Here is an 18123-nt window from a genome sequence, read left to right on the forward strand (position 1 = left end):
TTTTCAACACATTTATATAAAGATATATAAAGCAATAATCGACACACCTTTCCCAGTCATGCTCCTGACTTCTGCTAAGCGTTCGATCTATTCGCTTTACAAGTTCGCTTATTAAAAATTTAAAGTATAAAAAATATATAAAGAGTGTTGACAAAAGGATTTCCCAGTGCTATCTTAATATACGTAAGGTGTTAGCACTCAAAACTAAGGAGTGCTAATAAGCAGAAAATAACTACTCTGCGAGGGAAAGGAGGAGCCTATGGCAGGAATCACAGAACTGAGTGAGAGAAAGATGGTTATTCTTAAAGCTATCATTCAGAATTATCTGGAGACGGGAGAGCCGGTTGGTTCACGAACACTTTCCAAATACACGGACTTGAATTTAAGTTCAGCAACGATCCGTAATGAGATGGCAGACCTGGAGGATTTGGGTTACATTTTTCAGCCGCATACATCTGCCGGACGTATTCCTTCTGATAAAGGATATCGGCTCTACGTCGATATGCTGATGGAAGAGAAGGAGCAGGAAATCATAGAACTCCGCAATACGATGCTTGAGAAGACGGACGAGGTCGACAAGGTTCTAAAGCAGGCAGCCAGAGTACTGGCAGCGAATACGAACTACGCGACGATGATTTCCGCGCCGGTCAACAGCAGGAATCGGTTAAAGTTCATCCAGCTTTCCCAGGTAGATGAGGAACAGATCGTAGCAGTGATCGTGATGAATGGTAACGTCATCAAGAATAAGATTATTGAAGTCAGTGAAGCCTTAAGTAATGAACATTTATTTAAATTGAATATGCTTCTCAACACGACATTGAATGGAATGTCAATCGAAGAGATCAACCTGGGGCTGATCGCAAAATTGAAAGAGCAGGCAGGCATTCACAGCCAGGTGATCAGTGATGTTCTGGATGCGGTGGCCGAGATCATACATGTGAATGATGACATGGAGATCTATACAAGCGGTACCACTAATATTTTTAAATATCCAGAGCTGAGTGATAAGGAAAGCGCTCAGGAGATCATCAGTGCATTCGAAGAGAAGCAGCAACTGGCGGAGCTCGTCACAGAGACACTTGCCAGTGAAGATAATCATGGAATTCAGGTTTACATCGGAGACGAAGCACCAGTGAAGACCATGAAAGACTGCAGCGTTGTGACAGCAACCTACGAATTGGGCGAGGGCATGAAGGGTACGATCGGTATCATAGGTCCCAAGCGTATGGATTACGAACATGTCATGAAGTCGCTGAAGACTCTGCAGAACGAGTTGGATGCAATTTATTACAAAGACCCAAAAGAATAGGAAGGTGGATAGCTGGTGGAAGAGAATATGAGCAAAGAAGATATGGTAAAAGAAGCCGTAGAAGAGGCTAAGGCAAAGGCGGCGAAGGAAGCAGAAGAAGCGCTTAAGAACGCTGAGGATGCCAAGGAACAGACAGAAGATGCCGATGAAGCTAAGGAGACTTTAGAAGAATCTGCAGAGGAAGCAGAAGAAGAGACAACTGAGGATGCTGCGGAAGAGGTTGAGGCAGCAGAGGATGTAAAGTCGGGAAAAGAAAAAAAGCTGTTTGGCAGAAAGAATAAGAAAGACAAAAAGGACGAGAAGATTGAAGAGCTGACTGACCGGCTCACTCGTCAGATGGCAGAGTTTGATAACTTTCGCAAGCGTACAGAAAAGGAGAAATCCCAGATGTACGAGGTTGGAGCGAAAGATATCATAGAAAAGATTCTTCCGGTCGTTGATAATTTTGAACGCGGCCTGGCAGCTGTGCCAGAGGAAGATCAGTCCAATCCTTTCGCGGAAGGAATGGAGAAGATTTATAAACAGCTTATGACTACACTGGAAGAGATTGGCGTCAAGCCAATCGAGGCAGTTGGCAATGAGTTTAATCCGGATTTCCATAATGCAGTGATGCATATCGAAGATGAAGCATTCGGAGAGAACATCGTAGCTGAGGAGTTCCAGAAGGGCTACACATACCGCGACAGTGTAGTAAGACATAGTATGGTAAAAGTTGCAAATTAATTTTAGAGAATAATTCAGGAGGAAAAGATCATGGGCAAAATTATTGGTATTGACTTAGGTACAACAAATAGCTGCGTAGCAGTTATGGAAGGTGGACAGCCAGCAGTTATCGCGAATACAGAAGGCGCGAGAACAACTCCGTCAGTTGTAGCATTTACAAAGACAGGCGAGCGTCTGGTAGGTGAGCCTGCAAAGCGTCAGGCAGTAACAAACGCAGACAAGACAATCTCTTCTATTAAAAGAGAGATGGGATCTGATTATAAAGTAACAATCGACGACAAGAAGTATTCTCCGCAGGAGATTTCAGCAATGATTCTTCAGAAGCTGAAAGCTGATGCAGAAGGATACCTTGGAGAAAAAGTTACAGAAGCAGTTATCACAGTTCCTGCATACTTCAACGATGCTCAGCGTCAGGCTACAAAAGATGCTGGTAAGATCGCAGGCCTGGATGTAAAACGTATCATCAACGAGCCTACAGCAGCAGCTCTGGCTTATGGACTGGATAACGAAAAAGAGCAGAAGATCATGGTTTACGACTTAGGTGGTGGTACATTCGACGTATCTATCATCGAAATCGGTGACGGAGTTATCGAAGTATTATCAACAGCAGGTAACAACAGACTTGGTGGAGATGACTTCGACCAGAAGATCACAGACTACATGTTAGCAGACTTCAAGGCAAAAGAAGGCGTTGATCTGTCTACAGACAAGATGGCTCTTCAGAGATTAAAAGAAGCAGCTGAAAAAGCGAAAAAAGAGCTTTCTTCTGCAACAACAACAAACATCAACCTTCCGTTCATCACAGCAACAGCTGAGGGACCGAAGCATTTTGATATGAACCTGACAAGAGCTAAATTTGACGAATTAACTCATGATCTGGTTGAAAAGACAGCAGAACCAGTTAGACGTGCACTTTCTGACGCAGGAATCTCTGCATCTGAATTAGGCCAGGTACTGTTAGTAGGTGGATCTACACGTATCCCGGCTGTTCAGGAAGAAGTAAAACGCCTGACAGGAAAAGAACCAAGTAAATCCCTGAACCCAGACGAGTGTGTAGCACTTGGTGCTTCCGTACAGGGTGGTAAATTAGCAGGAGATGCAGGCGCAGGCGACATCCTTCTTCTGGATGTTACTCCGCTGTCACTGTCTATCGAGACAATGGGCGGTGTTGCTACAAGACTGATCGAGAGAAATACAACAATCCCGACCAAGAAGAGCCAGATCTTCTCAACAGCAGCAGACAATCAGACAGCCGTTGATATCAACGTTGTACAGGGTGAGAGACAATTCGCAAGAGACAACAAGTCCCTCGGACAGTTCAGACTGGATGGAATTCCGCCGGCTCCACGTGGAATCCCACAGATTGAAGTAACATTCGATATTGATGCGAACGGTATCGTTAATGTTTCCGCAAAAGACCTTGGAACAGGAAAAGAGCAGCACATCACAATTACAGCAGGTTCCAACATGTCTGATGACGACATCAACAAGGCTGTAAAAGAAGCTGCTGAATTCGAGGCTCAGGACAAGAAACGTAAAGAAGCAATCGATACAAGAAATGAAGCAGACGCTATGGTATTCCAGACAGAGAAGGCAATCAAAGAGGTTGGCGACAAGTTGGATGCTACAGATAAAGCAGCAGTAGAGGCTGACTGCCAGGCATTGAAAGATATCCTTGCAAAATCAGCTCCGGAAGAGACTACAGAAGCTCAGGTCGCTGAGATCAAAGCAGCAAAAGATAAACTGATGGAAAGCGCTCAGAAGCTCTTTACAAAGATGTATGAGCAGGCTGGTGCGGCTGGAGCAGGCCCGCAGGCAGGACCAACACCTGAGGCAGGTCCGGCACCGGAAGGTTTCACAGGTGATGACGTAGTAGACGGAGATTACAAAGAAGTCTAAGATGTCCGTCAGGATGTGCCAGTAAACATAAGCGGTGCATTCATAAAAAAGGATTCTACGAGGCCGCGAAAAGCGGTTTCGTAGAATTTCTTTGTACCAAATCATAAGCAGACAGATGAAAGGGTAGAGTGTTATGGCAGAGTCAAAAAGAGATTATTACGAGGTGCTTGGCGTAGGCAGGGATGCTGACGATGCAGCAATCAAAAAAGCATACCGTGCATTGGCGAAAAAGTACCATCCGGATATGAATCCGGGCGATGCCGAGGCTGAGAAGAAGTTCAAAGAGGCATCAGAAGCGTATGCAGTACTTAGCGACCCTGAAAAACGCCGCCAGTATGACCAGTTTGGACACGCAGCATTTGAAGGTGGGGCCGGTGGAGCAGGTGGCTTCGGCGGGTTTGACTTCAGCGGTGCTGATTTCAGTGATATATTTGGAGATATTTTCGGAGATTTATTCGGCGGAGGCGGAAGAAGAGGCGGCCGTGCGAATAATGGTCCGATGAAGGGCGCGAATATACGCAAGAGTATTAGAATTACATTCGAAGAGGCAGTCTTTGGATGCGAAAAAGAGATGGAGGTCGTTTTAAAAGACCCATGTACCGCATGTAACGGAACAGGAGCAAAGCCGGGAACATCCCCGGAGACCTGTCCGAAGTGTGGTGGTAAAGGACAGGTGGTTTATACCTCACAGTCCTTCTTCGGAACCGTACAGAATGTTCAGACTTGTCCGAACTGCGGCGGCTCAGGAAAAGTTATCAAAGAGAAATGTCCATCCTGCTCCGGTACAGGATATACTTCAAGCAAGAAGCGAATCCAGGTATCTATCCCGGCAGGTATCGACAATGGCCAGAGTGTAAGAATCCGCGAAAAGGGCGAGCCGGGAGTGAACGGCGGACCAAGAGGAGACTTACTGGTAGAAGTAAATGTATCCAGACATCCTATTTTTCAGAGACAGGATATGCATATCTTCTCAACTGTACCGATTACGTTTGCACAGGCGGCACTGGGCGGTGATGTGAGAATTCCGACTGTGGATGGAGATGTCATCTATACTGTGAAAGCAGGAACAAAGACAGATACAAAAGTGCGCCTGAAAGGAAAAGGTGTGCCGTCCCTTAGAAATTCCCAGGTACGCGGGGACCACTATGTAACACTGGTGATCCAGACACCGGAGAAGTTAAGCCCGGAGGCAAAAGAAGCATTGCGTGAGTTCGACAGACTGGCTGGGAACTCATTGAATCAGGATGTAAGTGCAAACAGCGGCGGAGGGAAAGCCGGAAAAGGGAAGAAAAAAGGGTTCATGGATAAAATGAAAGAAGCCTTTGACGAGTAGATGAGTTTAGAAAAATGAAGAATAGTTATGGAGGAAGGAACGCTATGGATGAGCGTTCCTTTTTCTGTTTTTGGGGATGATTAAAAAAGAAACTTACGGAATAAGGTTATTTGTGAATGTTTTTTTGCTTAACAGTATAATTTGATTCAGGTTTTTAGAAGTAAATTATTCTTTTTATTTGTCCTGTGCATGTGATATGATTGGTATAATAAAAAATATTGGATGGTAAAAAGCTATGATAAAATATGTTGTATTTGATGTAGATGGTACCTTGAACCAGACAGATCTCTATGCAGTAGAGGCATATCAGAAGGCATTAGAAAAGCGCGGAAGAAAAGTGACAAGAGAGGAAATAATTTCCTGTATTGGAATGAGTCCGATGTCTATTGTTGAACGGCTATTCGGAAGTCTGGAACAGGAAGAGTTGGAAGAATGGAGAACAGATATTAGAGAATACGAATTTGCACTGATGAAAGAAAAGTCAGGGACCTTTGAAGGAATCAAAACGGTATTGGAAAAACTAAAAGAAGAAGGATTTAATTTGGCAATCTGCTCGAATGCTTTTAAAGAGCACATTTGGATGGTCTTGAACGCTATAGGTGTCTGGGAATATTTCGATGAGTTTGGTTCTCTTGAAATGGGGAATGATAAAAGCGAAATTCTGGGTAGTCTTATTCAGAAACTGAAACCAGACTGCATTTGTATGGTGGGAGACCGCATGTATGATATAAAAGCTGCGAGGAAAAATCAAATACCAGTTATAGGATGTGCTTATGGATATGCACCAGAGGAAATAAAAGAGGCGGACATTATTGTAAAAACACCACATGAGATTTTAAGTGCAGTTCATAAGCTGTTGTAAGATAAATGAGGTGAAGAGATGAACCAAAGAACGATTTCTATAATACAGGAATTATGTAAATCAGAGAAGGGTGTTACAATAAGTCATTTAGCTGAGGAGTTTCAGGTCTCTCATAGAACAATACGGAATGATTTGAATACAGTAAATGAGATGTTGCAAGAACACGAATTGCCGGAACTTGTACTGGAAAAAGGCGGAGAGATCGTAAGAGAAGATTCATTTAAGGAACTTCTTCCTTTTATCGCAGAAAAGAGTTTTTATGAATATAAGTTGTCAAAGGAAGAACGAAAAAGGATTGCGGCAGCATTATTAGTCAGTTCATCAGAGTTCATTACACTTTCTTCAATTGCAGAAAATCTCTTTGTCAGCAGAGCGACTATTATTAATGACCTGGATGCAATCAAAGCATTTGTGAAACAAGGGAATCTGGAAGTTGTGTCGCATCCGAACAAAGGACTGCGTGTGGATGGAAAGGAAAGTGATAAAAGACTGTTTTTGATGAGGCTGTCGAGTTTTTCAGCAGATCAGTCTCATCAGGACATGGTTTCCAGACACATTAGTGTTCAAGCTGGAAACCGGATTATCATACAGAAGATTTTATCCGAGCAGGAGCATTTCCACAAAAGCTTTCTGACAGATGATTCTTTTGCAAAAGTATTACTTTATCTGGGGATTATGACCAACCGTAATCGACAGGGAGAATATATTGAGGTCAGAAAGAAGAGTGAAAATAGCAAGTATTCGATGGCCAGGGATATTCTTAAATATATATCCCAGTATTGTCAGATTAATTCAACAGAAGACGAAGTTCAGTTTTTAAGTGAAATACTGGCTATGGCAAAATACATCAAACAAAAATCATTTAACAAAAATGCCATAAAAATTCAGATGATTACGAGACAATTTATTGAGCATATTTCTGAGGAATTAGGAATCAACTTAAATAGTGATTATGACTTTTTTGAGAATCTTTCGAACCATTTGGAATCCGTTTTTACACTTAATCCGCCTACATACCCGGAAAATCCTGTTATTGACGAAGTATTAGAAGAAAATCATGAGATTGTAGCTGCTGTACATAAGATGATTTATATTATCCGGCAATATGTAAACAGGGAAATTCAGGAGATAGAAATTGGATATATTGCAGTTCATGTATGTGCAGCTATTGAACGGAAGAAAAATAAAGAAGTTGCCTTTCATGTGATCGTTGCCTGCCATGGAGGGATTGGGACATCCAGGCTGCTGTTGGAACGGTTAAAGAAGCACTTTAATTTTCAAATCGTGGATATCATATCTTCTCATGAGGCTGCAAATCTACCTGCGCAGGCAGCGGATTTTATTATATCAACAGTTCCTCTGAAAGAGTGTAAATTAGATTATGTGACTGTATCACCATTGCTTAGCGATGAAGATTATATCCGAGTTGGAAATAAAATTGATGCACTGAGGAATAGCAGGAATCTTCCGTCACGAATAGAAAATAAAGAGATAACAGCAAAAGGTCTGATTGAAAAAATAGCTCCGGTTATTTATAATACCGTACCGGAAAATGCGGATGGACTGATGAAGAAATTGAAAAAGGTTGTGAGAGAATACTTTAGGCAGCCTATTGAAACAGAAGCAGAAATATTTGCACCGTATTTGCACCATTTGCTCCCGGCATCACATATTCAGTTAGATATAGAGTGTGAGGATTGGCGGCAGGCGGTCAGCAAGTCAGCAGAGAAACTGCTGCAGTGTGGATATATCGAAGAACGGTATATAGATGCAATGATAGCAAATATTGAAGAAAACGGACCGTATATTGTGATTTCCAAAGGTTTTGCAGTTCCACACGAAGGGTTGGAACAGGGAAGCATTAAGGTTGGAATGAATTTGATCCGCCTGAAGAATCCGGTAACATTTGGAGACGAGGAACTTGATCCAGTAGAGTTCGTATGCTGTTTGAGCGCTGTCGATCATAAGACACATCTGAAAGCTTTTTTTAATCTGGTCAATATGCTTAAGACAGAGGCTTTCAAGAAACAGCTCCATGAGTGTAAAACGTCCGAAGAAGCAGCTCTTCTAATTGAACGATTCGAATATGAAGTCGTGGAGTAAAAGGAATGGTTGATTTTTTTTCGTAAATCAGGAAAGAGAATCAACCGTTCTATTTTTTTGCAAAAAATGGGAAATACCTTTGACTGTTTTTCAAGGTAATCTCATGTTAGGATATAGTTAAAGAAAGAGAAATCAGCTGAATATCAATCTTAATAGTTACGAGGAGGAAATAGACATGATATGGGAAGAACTTAAAAATTCGCTTATTATGACGGAAGTAGAAGCAGAATCCTATGAAGATGTCATGCGGATGATAGGTGGAGCTTTGGTGAAAGATGGTTATGCAAAAGAATCCTATGTGGGGGCTTTGATAGCCAGAGAAAAGGAGTTCCCCACAGGATTGGATGTGGACGGCATTGGAGTTGCAATTCCTCATACGGATGTGAGTCATGTAAAGAAAGCGGGAATTGCCATCGGAGTTTTGAAAAAGCCAGTAACATTTGTTCAAATGGGAACAGATGATGAGACGGTGGAGGTAAAGCTGGTATTTATGTTGTCAGTTGTAAATCCGAATGCTCATATTGACCAGCTTCAGAGAATCATATCTATCATTCAGGATACAAATGTATTAAATCAAATATTAGAAGTAAAAGATGCAGAACAAATCATTGAAATTATAAGGGAAAAGGAGAAATCATTATGAAAAAGAAAGTAATTGTAGCATGTGGCGGAGCAGTAGCAACTTCAACAATCGCAGCAAATAAGGTGGTAGAACTTTGTAAGAAAAATGGTATTGACGTGGAAATATGTCAAATTAGAATTTCAGAGATTGAATCAAATCTTCCAGGAACATCACTGATTGTTACTACATCAAAAGTGAAAAGGGATTACGGAGTGCCGCTTATCACAGGAATGCCATTTATTTCTGGAGTTGGGGTGGAAAAGACAGAGGCAGCTATTTTGAAGGTTCTGCAGGAAGCATAAAATACAAAGGGGGATGTGAAGATGTTAAAGGTATTTTCAGATGCAATACAGTATGTGATTGATATGGGAGCCTCTGTTATGCTTCCTATTGTGATAGCGATCATCAGTATCTGTATTGGGGTTAAAGCAGGGAAAGCGATCCGTTCCGGTTTGATGATTGGAGTAGGTTTTGTTGGATTAAGCCTGATAGTGGATATGATGAATGCAGAATTGGGACCGGCAGCGTCCGCAATGTCGGAGAAGTTCGGTTTATCCTTAAGTGTTGTAGATATCGGCTGGCCGGGAGCGTCTCCTATGACCTGGGCCTCGAATATTGCTACGGTAGCAATACCGGTAGCCATTCTGGTAAATATTGTCATGCTCTTACTAAAACTGACAAAGACAGTGAATATTGATATCTGGAACATCTGGCATATGACTTTTACAGGAGCGATTGCCTATGCGGTAACAGGAAACTTCTGGATTGGAATCTTAGGTGTTGTAGTTCATGCAGCAATTGCATATAAGCTGGGAGATTTATGGGCGCCTCTGATGAGTGATTATTTTGAACTTGACGGACTTACAGTACCGCATGGCACAGCAGCTTATATGGGCCCGATTGCCTGCGTGATCGATGCAGTGATCGACAAGATACCAGGCCTTAGAAAAGTGGATATTACAGCAGACTCTCTTCAGGAAAAGGTTGGTGTATTGGGGGAACCTATCGTCATTGGCGGTCTTTTAGGAGCAGTGATTGGATTTCTTGCAGGGTATGGTCCACAGGAAGCACTTCCTTTGGGTGTAAAGATGTCTGCGGTCATGGTATTGATGCCAAAGATTGTGAAATGTATTATGGAAGGACTTATGCCTCTGTCAGAGAGGGCAAAAGAAATTTTGACAAAACGGTTTGGAAATTCACAGTTTTATATTGGGCTGGACCCGGCGATTTTGTTAGGCGATCCACAGGTAGTAACTACCGGGCTGATTTTTATTCCACTGACTCTTCTGATTGCAGTATTAGTTCCGGGAAATAAGATTCTGCCTTTCGGAGATCTCGCAACAATTGGATTCTTTATTGCCATTGCGGTATCCGTACATAAGGGAAATATTTTCCGTACACTTTTTTCAGGCAGTGCCATTATGTTCATGACAATCTGGATTGCTAATCAGACAATTCCATGGATGACAGCATTGGCAAAAACGACAGGCAGTACAGATGGAAGCAGCCTGGTTGCAGCATTGGATCAGGGAGGATGCCCGATCACATATGTATTCACACAGCTGTTTACCAGAGATAATATCGTTGGAATGGTTGTAATTGCAGCTATTTATGTAGTATGTCTGTTGTTTGCAGTCCGTTGTTCCAGAAATAGAGCAAAAGAACAGGAAGCAGGAGAAGAATAAACGGTCTTTGGAGAAAAGAAAGGATGATATAGATGAAAGCAGGAGTTGTTCATGCAAGAGAAGATATTCGATTTGAGGAAATCGAAAAACCTGTCCCAAAGAAGGGACAGGTGCTCATCAAGGTAAAATATACAGGAATATGTGGTTCCGATGTACCAAGGGTAAATGGAGATGCCTGCCACTTTTTCCCAAATGTTTTAGGACATGAATTTTCAGGAACAGTAGAGGAAACAGGAGAAGGGGTTACCAGAGTAAAAAAGGGCGACCGGGTGGCTGGAGTTCCGCTTGTTCCATGTATGGAGTGCGAAGACTGTCAGAGAGGGGATTACTCTCTTTGTAAGCATTACAGTTTTATCGGTTCAAGGGAATTTGGCAGTTTTGCAGAATACGTAGTAGTACCTGAGAGAAATGCAGTTCCTTTCGAGGATACGGTCTCATTTGAACAGGGTGCCTTTTTTGAACCGGCAACAGTAGCGCTTCATGGTCTGAACAGAGTTCCCTATGAAGGTGGTAAAAGCGTAGCCATTCTGGGCGGCGGGACGATCGGTATGTTTGTCATGCAATGGGCAAAGATCTTTGGGGCAAAAGAAGCAGTAGTTTTTGATATTGCCGAGGAACGTCTTGAACTTGGAAAACGTCTGGGAGCAACGGCTGGAATCAATACGTTACAGGATGATTATATGGTGCAGGCAATGAAGGTGACAGGAGGACGAGGTTTTGACTATGTATTTGAGACAGCCGGAAATACTGTTACTATGAAAATGGCATTCGAGCTGGCAGCTAATAAAGCTCATGTATGCTTTGTCGGGACACCAACAAAGGAGCTGAGTTTCTCTGTAAAAGAGTGGGAAAATATGAATCGTAAGGAATTTAATCTGACAGGCTCCTGGATGTCTTACAGTGCTCCGTTCCCTGGAAAGGAATGGGAACTGGTAGCACACTACTTTAAGACTGGTGATCTTAAGTTCGATGAATCTTTTATTTTCCGAAAGATGCCGCTGAGCAGTATTGCAGATGCTTTTGAATTATATAAGACTCCGGGAACAGTCAAAGGGAAAATATTGATTGACAGTGAGCAGTAAAGGAGCGGTTTATGATTACAACAGTTACATTAAATGCGTCCATTGATAAAGCTTATGAAATGAAGGGAAGCATTCAGAATGGCACAGTAATGCGGGTTTCAGTCTGCCGCAATACGGCAGGAGGCAAGGGACTCAATGTGGCAAGAATTATAAAGCTGTGTGGCAGAGAGGTAGTGGCTACAGGACTGGCAGGAGGCTTTAACGGTGCATATCTGGAAGAACTTTTGCGACAGGATGGGATACAGAACCAGTTTGCACATATTAAAGGAGAGACAAGGAGCTGCATCAATATTTTAGATGAGGTTTATGGTTCTACAGAATATCTGGAACCTGGCTGTGAAGTCTCTGCAGAAGAATGCGCAGACTTTTTGGAACAGGTCTTCCCAAAAGTGATTGCAGATAGTGAAGTGGTTACCATTTCCGGTAGTGTGCCAAAGGGAATTGAGACAGACATTTATAAAAAAATGGTTCATATTGTGAAAGAAGAGGGAAAACAGGTGATTTTGGATACCAGTGGAGCATTATTGAAACACGGTATGGAGGCTGCTCCGACGATGGTAAAACCAAATCAGGAAGAACTGGAGACGATTTTTAACAGTAAGATTAAAGACATTGATGATGTAGTTGGATTTGCAAAACAAATCTATGAGATGGGTATTCCATATGTGGTTGTGTCCCTGGGAAAAGACGGCGCATTAATGGTATACAGGGATGGAGTGTTCCAGGCAGTACCACCGGTTATGGAAGTAGTAAATACGGTAGGCTGTGGTGACTCTATGGTAGGTGCTTTTGCGGTAGCACTGGAGTGTAAGTTTCCGGCAGAAACGGCGATCAAATATGCGGTTGCTGTGGCTACAGCTAATGCGCTTTCACCTAAAACAGGAGATTTTGATCCAAATACAAGCCAGGAATTACTGGAGCAGATAGAATTAAGAAAATTATAGAAAGAGGTAGAAAATATGGCATTAGTAACAACCAGACAGTTATTATTAGATGCACAGGCAGGCGGCTATGCAGTAGGTGCATTTAATGTGGAAAATATGGAAATGGTTCAGGCAGTAGTCACAGCAGCGGAGAAATTGAAATCCCCGGTTATTATGCAGACAACTCCTTCCACTGTAAAATATGCAGATCTCGCATATTTTTACGCAAATGTCAAGACGGCGGCAGAAATGGCCAGTGTTCCGGTGGTGATGCACCTGGATCATGGCAACAGCTTTGAACTGGCTATGCGGGCTTTAAGGACCGGCTATACCTCTATTATGATTGATGGTTCACATGAATCCTTTGAAGATAATATTGCAGTCACAAGGGCAGTCGTAGATGCTTGTCATCCATCAGAAATTCCGGTTGAGGCAGAGCTTGGAAAAGTAGGGGGTAAAGAAGATGATCTGGAAGGCGGAGAAGGAAATCCGTATACTGACCCGGAAGAAGCAAGACAGTTTGTGGAAGCAACGGGGATAGACTCTCTGGCTGTTGCAATTGGTACTGCACATGGAGTCTACAAAGGTACACCAAAGCTGGATATGGAAAGAATCAGCGAGATCAGAAAGGTTGTTTCCATTCCCTTAGTGCTTCATGGGACCTCTGGGGTGCCGGATGATGCTGTGCGTGAGTGTATTAGAAGGGGGATGTGTAAAGTAAATTACGCTACAGATCTGAGAATTGCCTATTCAAAGGGAATCAATAAAGTATTGAGCGAGCATCCCGATACGATTGATCCGAAAAAATATAATGCACAGGGCAGGGAAGAAGTAATGCAGTATGTGATGAGCAAGATCAAAGTCTGTGGAAGTGAAGGAAAAGCAAGATAGGAGCTATGTTATGGAATATATTTTAGAAAACAAAGTCCTAAAGTTAAAGTTCCAATCACTGGGAGGCGCACTTTCCTCTATTCAGGATACAGACGGATTAGAATATTTATGGCAGGGAGATAAAGCATACTGGGGCGGCCAAGCCCCGGTGCTTTTCCCTATCTGCGGCAGTCTCAGAGGTGACAGGGCTCAAATTGGTAACAGGAAAATAACGGAAATGCCAAGGCATGGAATTGTACGCAAACGGGATTTTGTCTGTGTAAAGCAGACGGAAAAAGAAATTGTATTTCAAATAGAAAATGACGCCAAGATGTTTCTCCAATATCCATATTCGTTTATTTTGGAAATAAAGTATGAGCTGGAGGGGAATAGAATACGTACACAATATAAGGTTACAAATTTATCTGATGAGGATATGCCGTTTTTTATAGGCGGACATCCGGGATTTAACTGTCCGTTCTATGATGAAGAAAGTTATGAGGATTACAGACTGGAATTCTCAATGGCGGAAAGCTGTAGTGTACCGATGCCTGTAACGGAAACTGGATTAATAGATATTGAGAATCGAAGCCCATTTTTGGAGAATCAGAGCGAACTTTATTTGAGTCATGCAATGTTTGAGAAGGATGCAGTAATTTTGGATGAGATAAAGTCAAGAAGTGTAAAGCTCTTGTCTCGAAACCATAAAAAAGGTATACAACTGGATTTTAAGGATTTTCCTTACTTGATTTTGTGGTCTAGTACAAATCATGGACCGTTTATCGCACTGGAACCATGGCTTGGTCTGTCTACATGCAGTGATGAAGGAGATATTTTTGAAGAAAAGAGAAATGTCCAGATTGTAAAAAGTAAGATGAGCAGAGAATACTATTTTGATATTATTGTTTTAGGAAAGGAAGATGCTAAATGAAAGAATTTACATATACAATAAAGGATGAACTGGGAATTCATGCGAGACCGGCAGGGCTATTGGTAAAATGCGCAAAAAACTGTAAAAGCCGGATACAGATTAGTAAAGGTGAGAAAACAGCGGATGCCTTGCGGCTTATGGCAGTTATGGGAATGGCTGTAAAACAGGGAGACACGGTGAAAGTTAGTATAGAAGGAGATACAGAAGACGCAGATATGGAGACAATCCGGCATTTCTTCGAATCAAATTTATAATAGCAGCAGGAAGAATGCGGTTTTGATCTGCGACAACTTTGGGAATGGTAGAAGAAGGAGCTACCGCAATATTTAAGATTAGTAGTTAAAATCCAGGAGAGTAGAGCCTGGATTTTTTTTGTTAAAAAGTGCTGAAAAAATTTTCTATCTTTGCTGGAAAGTATTTTTGCTGGAAAGTATTTGCTGTTTACAGCGTAACACTCTAGCCATCGTGTCGGTGATTTGGTACAATACAACTAATGGAGATTTAGACAATTTCCAATTGGTTGAACTTGAAAATTTAGCAGCCTCGGGCTAATAACAGATGCTGCGAAAAATAGAAGAATTGATTAGGTGGGAGGACTTATGAATCAAGATCCGTTTAAAGAATATAAGAAACAAACTAAGCCGGACCAAAGAGAAAAAAGTTATGCATGGCATACTGTAATAGGTCTGCAGGATGTTGATGGCTTGACTCCTCCCAGGTATCTGATAGACACGGCTATTAAAAATATTGAAGGTAAAATTACATTTGATGAAGCACAGACGCTTTTGGATACCTAAGAATATCTGGAGCTTTTTCTAAGAAATTTGCTGTTAGATGAAAAAACCGGACATTGAGGCGGAAAAACCAGACATTGAAATAGAAAAACCAGACATTGAGGCGAAAAAACCAGACATTGAGATGGAAAAACCGTATATTGAGACCGGAAAATCAAATATTGTTACCGAAAGTTTATACATTAATGATGCACGGACAGTGTATGCGGATAGTTTGCCATGTGAATTTACAAAACGAACGATTTCCCATATTAAAAAGATGTATGATACCTTCGGTGTGGAAAATATATTTGGAAGGTCTGATGTTGAAGCAGTGTTGGGACTCAAGTCAGCAAGGGTATCAGAATTACTGAAAAAACTACTTGGATTTCATGTGATTCAGCCTGTATCAGGACATGGTAAGGGAAAATATCGATTTGCTAAGATAGGAATTAAAATTGACTGAGCAGAGAGCGGGGGGGGGGTTCTTGACTGATAAAGAGGAAGATGCTTTGGAAATGTTAAGAAATAAATAGAGAGGCATTCGTATTATGAATTTTTATGAACAGCAATATATAGAGTTAAAAGAAGAATATGAGCGGACAGACGGCAATGCCGCGAGTGTTCAGGCACTTTATGAGTATAAGGATTTTTTGGAGGAGCAGGCTGCACCGGAAGCTAAGTGGGTTTTGGTCGATGTATGTGAGACACTTGAGTTGTGGAAGACTGCTTATAAAACACTACTTCCATTGGTTACGCGGGATAATAAAAAAGCGCAAAAACGGTTGAGTAAGTTGCAAAGCCTTAAGGAGCAGGGAGACAAATTTGCTCTGCGACGTCCCAAAGGCGGCAAAGATCAGGATAGGCAGTTGGCGTTGTTGACCAAACTGCCATTCTTTCGGTATCATCCTAACCCTTTGGCTACGGAGGCTTTTCAATTGTTAGATTCTTCTGTGACCTGCGATTGCTGTGGAAAGTCTACGCATATTTCCTATGACGGTCCCTTTTATGCGGTGAAGAACATCGCTCACCTCTGCCCTGAGTGTATTGCCAGTGGAGAGGCAGCCAGAAAATATGATGGCGTGTTTCAAGACGAGTGTACGTTGGACAGCGGTGTAGAAAGCCCGGACAAATTGGACGAGCTGATCCACCGCACGCCTGGCTATCAGGGCTGGCAGCAGGAACATTGGCGCGCCCATTGTGGAGATTATTGTGCTTTTATCGGCTATGTGGGGTACCGGGAATTGAAGCAGATGGGAATCGTGGAGGAAATTTTAGAAGATTCTGTGTGTGACGAGTGGGGCACGGCGGCAGAACAGCTTTTGATGGATGTGGTCAATGGGGGAAGCGTGCAAGGCTACCTGTTCCAATGCCTGCACTGTGGGAAACATCTCCTTTGGATAGATTGCGACTAATATGATATGGCTATCCTAATAATACGTCCAATCTCAAAAAATATATTTATTTCTGGAGGACAATATGATACTGGAAACTGAACGACTATATTTACGGGAGATGAATCAGGGTGATTTCGACTCCTTGTGCAAAATATTGCAGGATGAAGATACAATGTATGCGTATGAGGGAGCTTTTAGTGATGAAGAAGTACAGGAGTGGCTTGACAGACAGATTTCTCGTTATCAGAAGTGGAACTTTGGGCTGTGGGCAGTGATTTTAAAAGAAACCGATGAAATGATAGGTCAGTGTGGACTTACCATGCAATCATGGAAAGAAACAGAAGTTCTCGAAATTGGTTATCTTTTCAATAGGTCCTATTGGCATAAAGGTTATGCAATAGAATCTGCAAAGGCCTGTAAAAAGTATGCTTTTGAGAAATTAAAGGCAGATGAAGTTTGTTCCATCATTAGAGATACAAATACTGCCTCACAAAACGTAGCTGTTCGAAACGGTATGAGAATTGTGGATACTTGGACAAAGCACTATCGTGGTATAGATATGCCACATTATCGATATGTCATACAGCGTTAGAAATATTATACCAATAGGGGCATTAAAATAGTCACCGGGAGATGATGGATAATGAAAGTACGAGCAGATTATACGTGCCCTTTAGAGTTGGTGCACGATATGATAAAAGGAAAATGGAAACCTATTATTCTGTGGCGGCTCCGTTTGGGGGCAACTTCTCTTGCAAAATTAGAGCAGGATATCGAAGGGATTACTCAAAAAATGCTTTTGGAGCATTTAAAGGAACTTATAGAATATGGATTTGTTGACAAAAGGACTTATCTAGGATATCCACTCCATGTAGAATATTTTTTAACTGAAAACATGGGAAAACAGATTTTAGAGGCGCTGCGGATCATGCAGCATATCGGAATTGAATACCTGAAAAAGAGCGGAAAAGAACAGGAGTTGATAGCCAAAAATGTTATTCCTGACTAATACCCACGAAAAAGTGGGCAATTTACTCTTCTTTATATCCTTGGTATGATGCAAGTGAAAAAGCTGTAGAACAAGGAGGTACAATTATGTTAATTTCAAGTACAGGAATAGTCAATGGCATCATTCAGAAAAAGTATGGTGATCAGGGTGACCAGTTTGATTCTAATCATATTTCCAGCTGTTCACTGCCATTTAAAATTGAGAATGAACCGGAAAAGACGGCTTCCTTTGCATTCATATTGGAAGATAAGGATGCATATCCAGTGACCGGATTTGTATGGGTGCATTGGATAGGGGCTAATCTGATTAGGAAAGAGCTGAATGAAAATGAGAGCCGGACCGCAACAGATTTTGTGCAGGGGGCAAATAGCTGGATCAGTATACAGGGGAACCAGCTGCCAAGGGAACAGGCGAGTTATTATGGCGGGATGGCACCGCCGGATAAAGCGCATACGTATGAACTTCATGTGTTTGCCCTGGATAAAACGCTGGAATTAGAGAAAGGATTTTATCTCAATGAACTGTATCGGGAAATGGAGGGACATATCCTTGACGAAGCGGTGTTAAAGGGAATTTATGAAAAATAATAGGTGAATAAATAG

Annotated in this window: 20 protein-coding genes; all 20 read left to right on the forward strand. The window is 42.0% G+C overall.

The features are described 5' to 3' along the window. The first annotated feature begins 259 nt into the window (after positions 1-259). The gene (gene hrcA, locus HGO97_RS06080) at positions 260-1309 is read left to right on the forward strand and encodes a heat-inducible transcriptional repressor HrcA (RefSeq protein ID WP_216240336.1); all 1050 of its coding nucleotides are present in this window, start codon (positions 260-262) and stop codon (positions 1307-1309) included. Positions 1310-1336: 27 nt separating this feature from the next. Continuing rightward, the gene (gene grpE, locus HGO97_RS06085) at positions 1337-2032 is read left to right on the forward strand and encodes a nucleotide exchange factor GrpE (protein ID WP_216240592.1); all 696 of its coding nucleotides are present in this window, start codon (positions 1337-1339) and stop codon (positions 2030-2032) included. 30 nt (positions 2033-2062) lie between these two features. After that, complete coding sequence (dnaK, locus tag HGO97_RS06090; protein ID WP_216240338.1) at positions 2063-3931, forward strand: molecular chaperone DnaK; 1869 nt, start codon at positions 2063-2065, stop codon at positions 3929-3931. Between the two features lie 133 nt (positions 3932-4064). Next, positions 4065-5264, forward strand: coding sequence for a molecular chaperone DnaJ (gene dnaJ, locus HGO97_RS06095; RefSeq protein ID WP_216240340.1), 1200 nt, complete (start codon positions 4065-4067; stop codon positions 5262-5264). A gap of 235 nt (positions 5265-5499) precedes the next feature. Beyond that, complete coding sequence (locus tag HGO97_RS06100) at positions 5500-6126, forward strand: HAD family hydrolase (protein ID WP_216240342.1); 627 nt, start codon at positions 5500-5502, stop codon at positions 6124-6126. Positions 6127-6144: 18 nt separating this feature from the next. Further along, entirely contained in the window at positions 6145-8229 is a 2085-nt protein-coding gene (locus HGO97_RS06105; RefSeq protein ID WP_216240344.1) for a BglG family transcription antiterminator, read from the forward strand. A 175-nt stretch (positions 8230-8404) separates the two neighbouring features. Further along, positions 8405-8872 (forward strand): PTS sugar transporter subunit IIA, encoded by a 468-nt coding sequence (locus HGO97_RS06110; protein ID WP_216240346.1) that lies wholly within the window; start codon positions 8405-8407, stop codon positions 8870-8872. Then, on the forward strand, positions 8869-9153 hold the full coding sequence (gene gatB / locus HGO97_RS06115) for a PTS galactitol transporter subunit IIB (protein ID WP_216240348.1): 285 nt from the start codon (positions 8869-8871) through the stop codon (positions 9151-9153). The genes HGO97_RS06110 and gatB overlap by 4 nt, the downstream gene beginning before the upstream one ends. A 21-nt stretch (positions 9154-9174) precedes the next feature. After that, positions 9175-10536, forward strand: a complete 1362-nt coding sequence (locus HGO97_RS06120) for a PTS galactitol transporter subunit IIC (protein ID WP_216240350.1) — start codon at positions 9175-9177, stop codon at positions 10534-10536. A 32-nt stretch (positions 10537-10568) separates the two neighbouring features. Continuing rightward, a complete protein-coding gene (locus HGO97_RS06125) occupies positions 10569-11618 on the forward strand; it encodes a galactitol-1-phosphate 5-dehydrogenase (protein WP_216240352.1) in 1050 nt (349 codons plus the stop codon). Positions 11619-11629: 11 nt separating this feature from the next. Next, positions 11630-12562: a 1-phosphofructokinase gene (gene pfkB / locus HGO97_RS06130; protein WP_216240354.1), complete on the forward strand. Its 933-nt coding sequence runs from the start codon at positions 11630-11632 to the stop codon at positions 12560-12562. 15 nt (positions 12563-12577) lie between these two features. Continuing rightward, positions 12578-13432, forward strand: coding sequence for a class II fructose-bisphosphate aldolase (locus HGO97_RS06135; protein ID WP_216240356.1), 855 nt, complete (start codon positions 12578-12580; stop codon positions 13430-13432). 10 nt (positions 13433-13442) lie between these two features. Then, positions 13443-14342: an aldose 1-epimerase family protein gene (locus HGO97_RS06140; protein ID WP_216240358.1), complete on the forward strand. Its 900-nt coding sequence runs from the start codon at positions 13443-13445 to the stop codon at positions 14340-14342. Beyond that, positions 14339-14596, forward strand: a complete 258-nt coding sequence (locus HGO97_RS06145; protein WP_216240360.1) for an HPr family phosphocarrier protein — start codon at positions 14339-14341, stop codon at positions 14594-14596. Before HGO97_RS06140 ends, HGO97_RS06145 begins: the two co-directional genes overlap by 4 nt. Positions 14597-14941: 345 nt before the next feature. After that, positions 14942-15139 (forward strand): antitoxin VbhA family protein, encoded by a 198-nt coding sequence (locus HGO97_RS23690; protein ID WP_246597327.1) that lies wholly within the window; start codon positions 14942-14944, stop codon positions 15137-15139. Positions 15140-15176: 37 nt separating this feature from the next. Beyond that, on the forward strand, positions 15177-15581 hold the full coding sequence (locus HGO97_RS23695; protein ID WP_246597328.1) for a hypothetical protein: 405 nt from the start codon (positions 15177-15179) through the stop codon (positions 15579-15581). An 85-nt stretch (positions 15582-15666) separates the two neighbouring features. Beyond that, the gene (locus tag HGO97_RS06155) at positions 15667-16530 is read left to right on the forward strand and encodes a CbrC family protein (protein WP_216240362.1); all 864 of its coding nucleotides are present in this window, start codon (positions 15667-15669) and stop codon (positions 16528-16530) included. A 64-nt stretch (positions 16531-16594) separates the two neighbouring features. After that, a complete protein-coding gene (locus HGO97_RS06160; RefSeq protein WP_216240365.1) occupies positions 16595-17104 on the forward strand; it encodes a GNAT family N-acetyltransferase in 510 nt (169 codons plus the stop codon). Positions 17105-17155: 51 nt separating this feature from the next. Then, positions 17156-17521, forward strand: coding sequence for a winged helix-turn-helix transcriptional regulator (locus HGO97_RS06165; protein ID WP_216240367.1), 366 nt, complete (start codon positions 17156-17158; stop codon positions 17519-17521). An 86-nt stretch (positions 17522-17607) separates the two neighbouring features. Beyond that, positions 17608-18108, forward strand: a complete 501-nt coding sequence (locus tag HGO97_RS06170; protein ID WP_216240368.1) for a YbhB/YbcL family Raf kinase inhibitor-like protein — start codon at positions 17608-17610, stop codon at positions 18106-18108. The last annotated feature ends 15 nt before the right edge of the window (positions 18109-18123 follow it).

It is taken from the genome of Faecalicatena faecalis (genome assembly GCF_012524165.2).
In the GTDB taxonomy this organism is placed as follows: Bacteria; Bacillota; Clostridia; order Lachnospirales; family Lachnospiraceae; genus Faecalicatena_A; species Faecalicatena_A faecalis.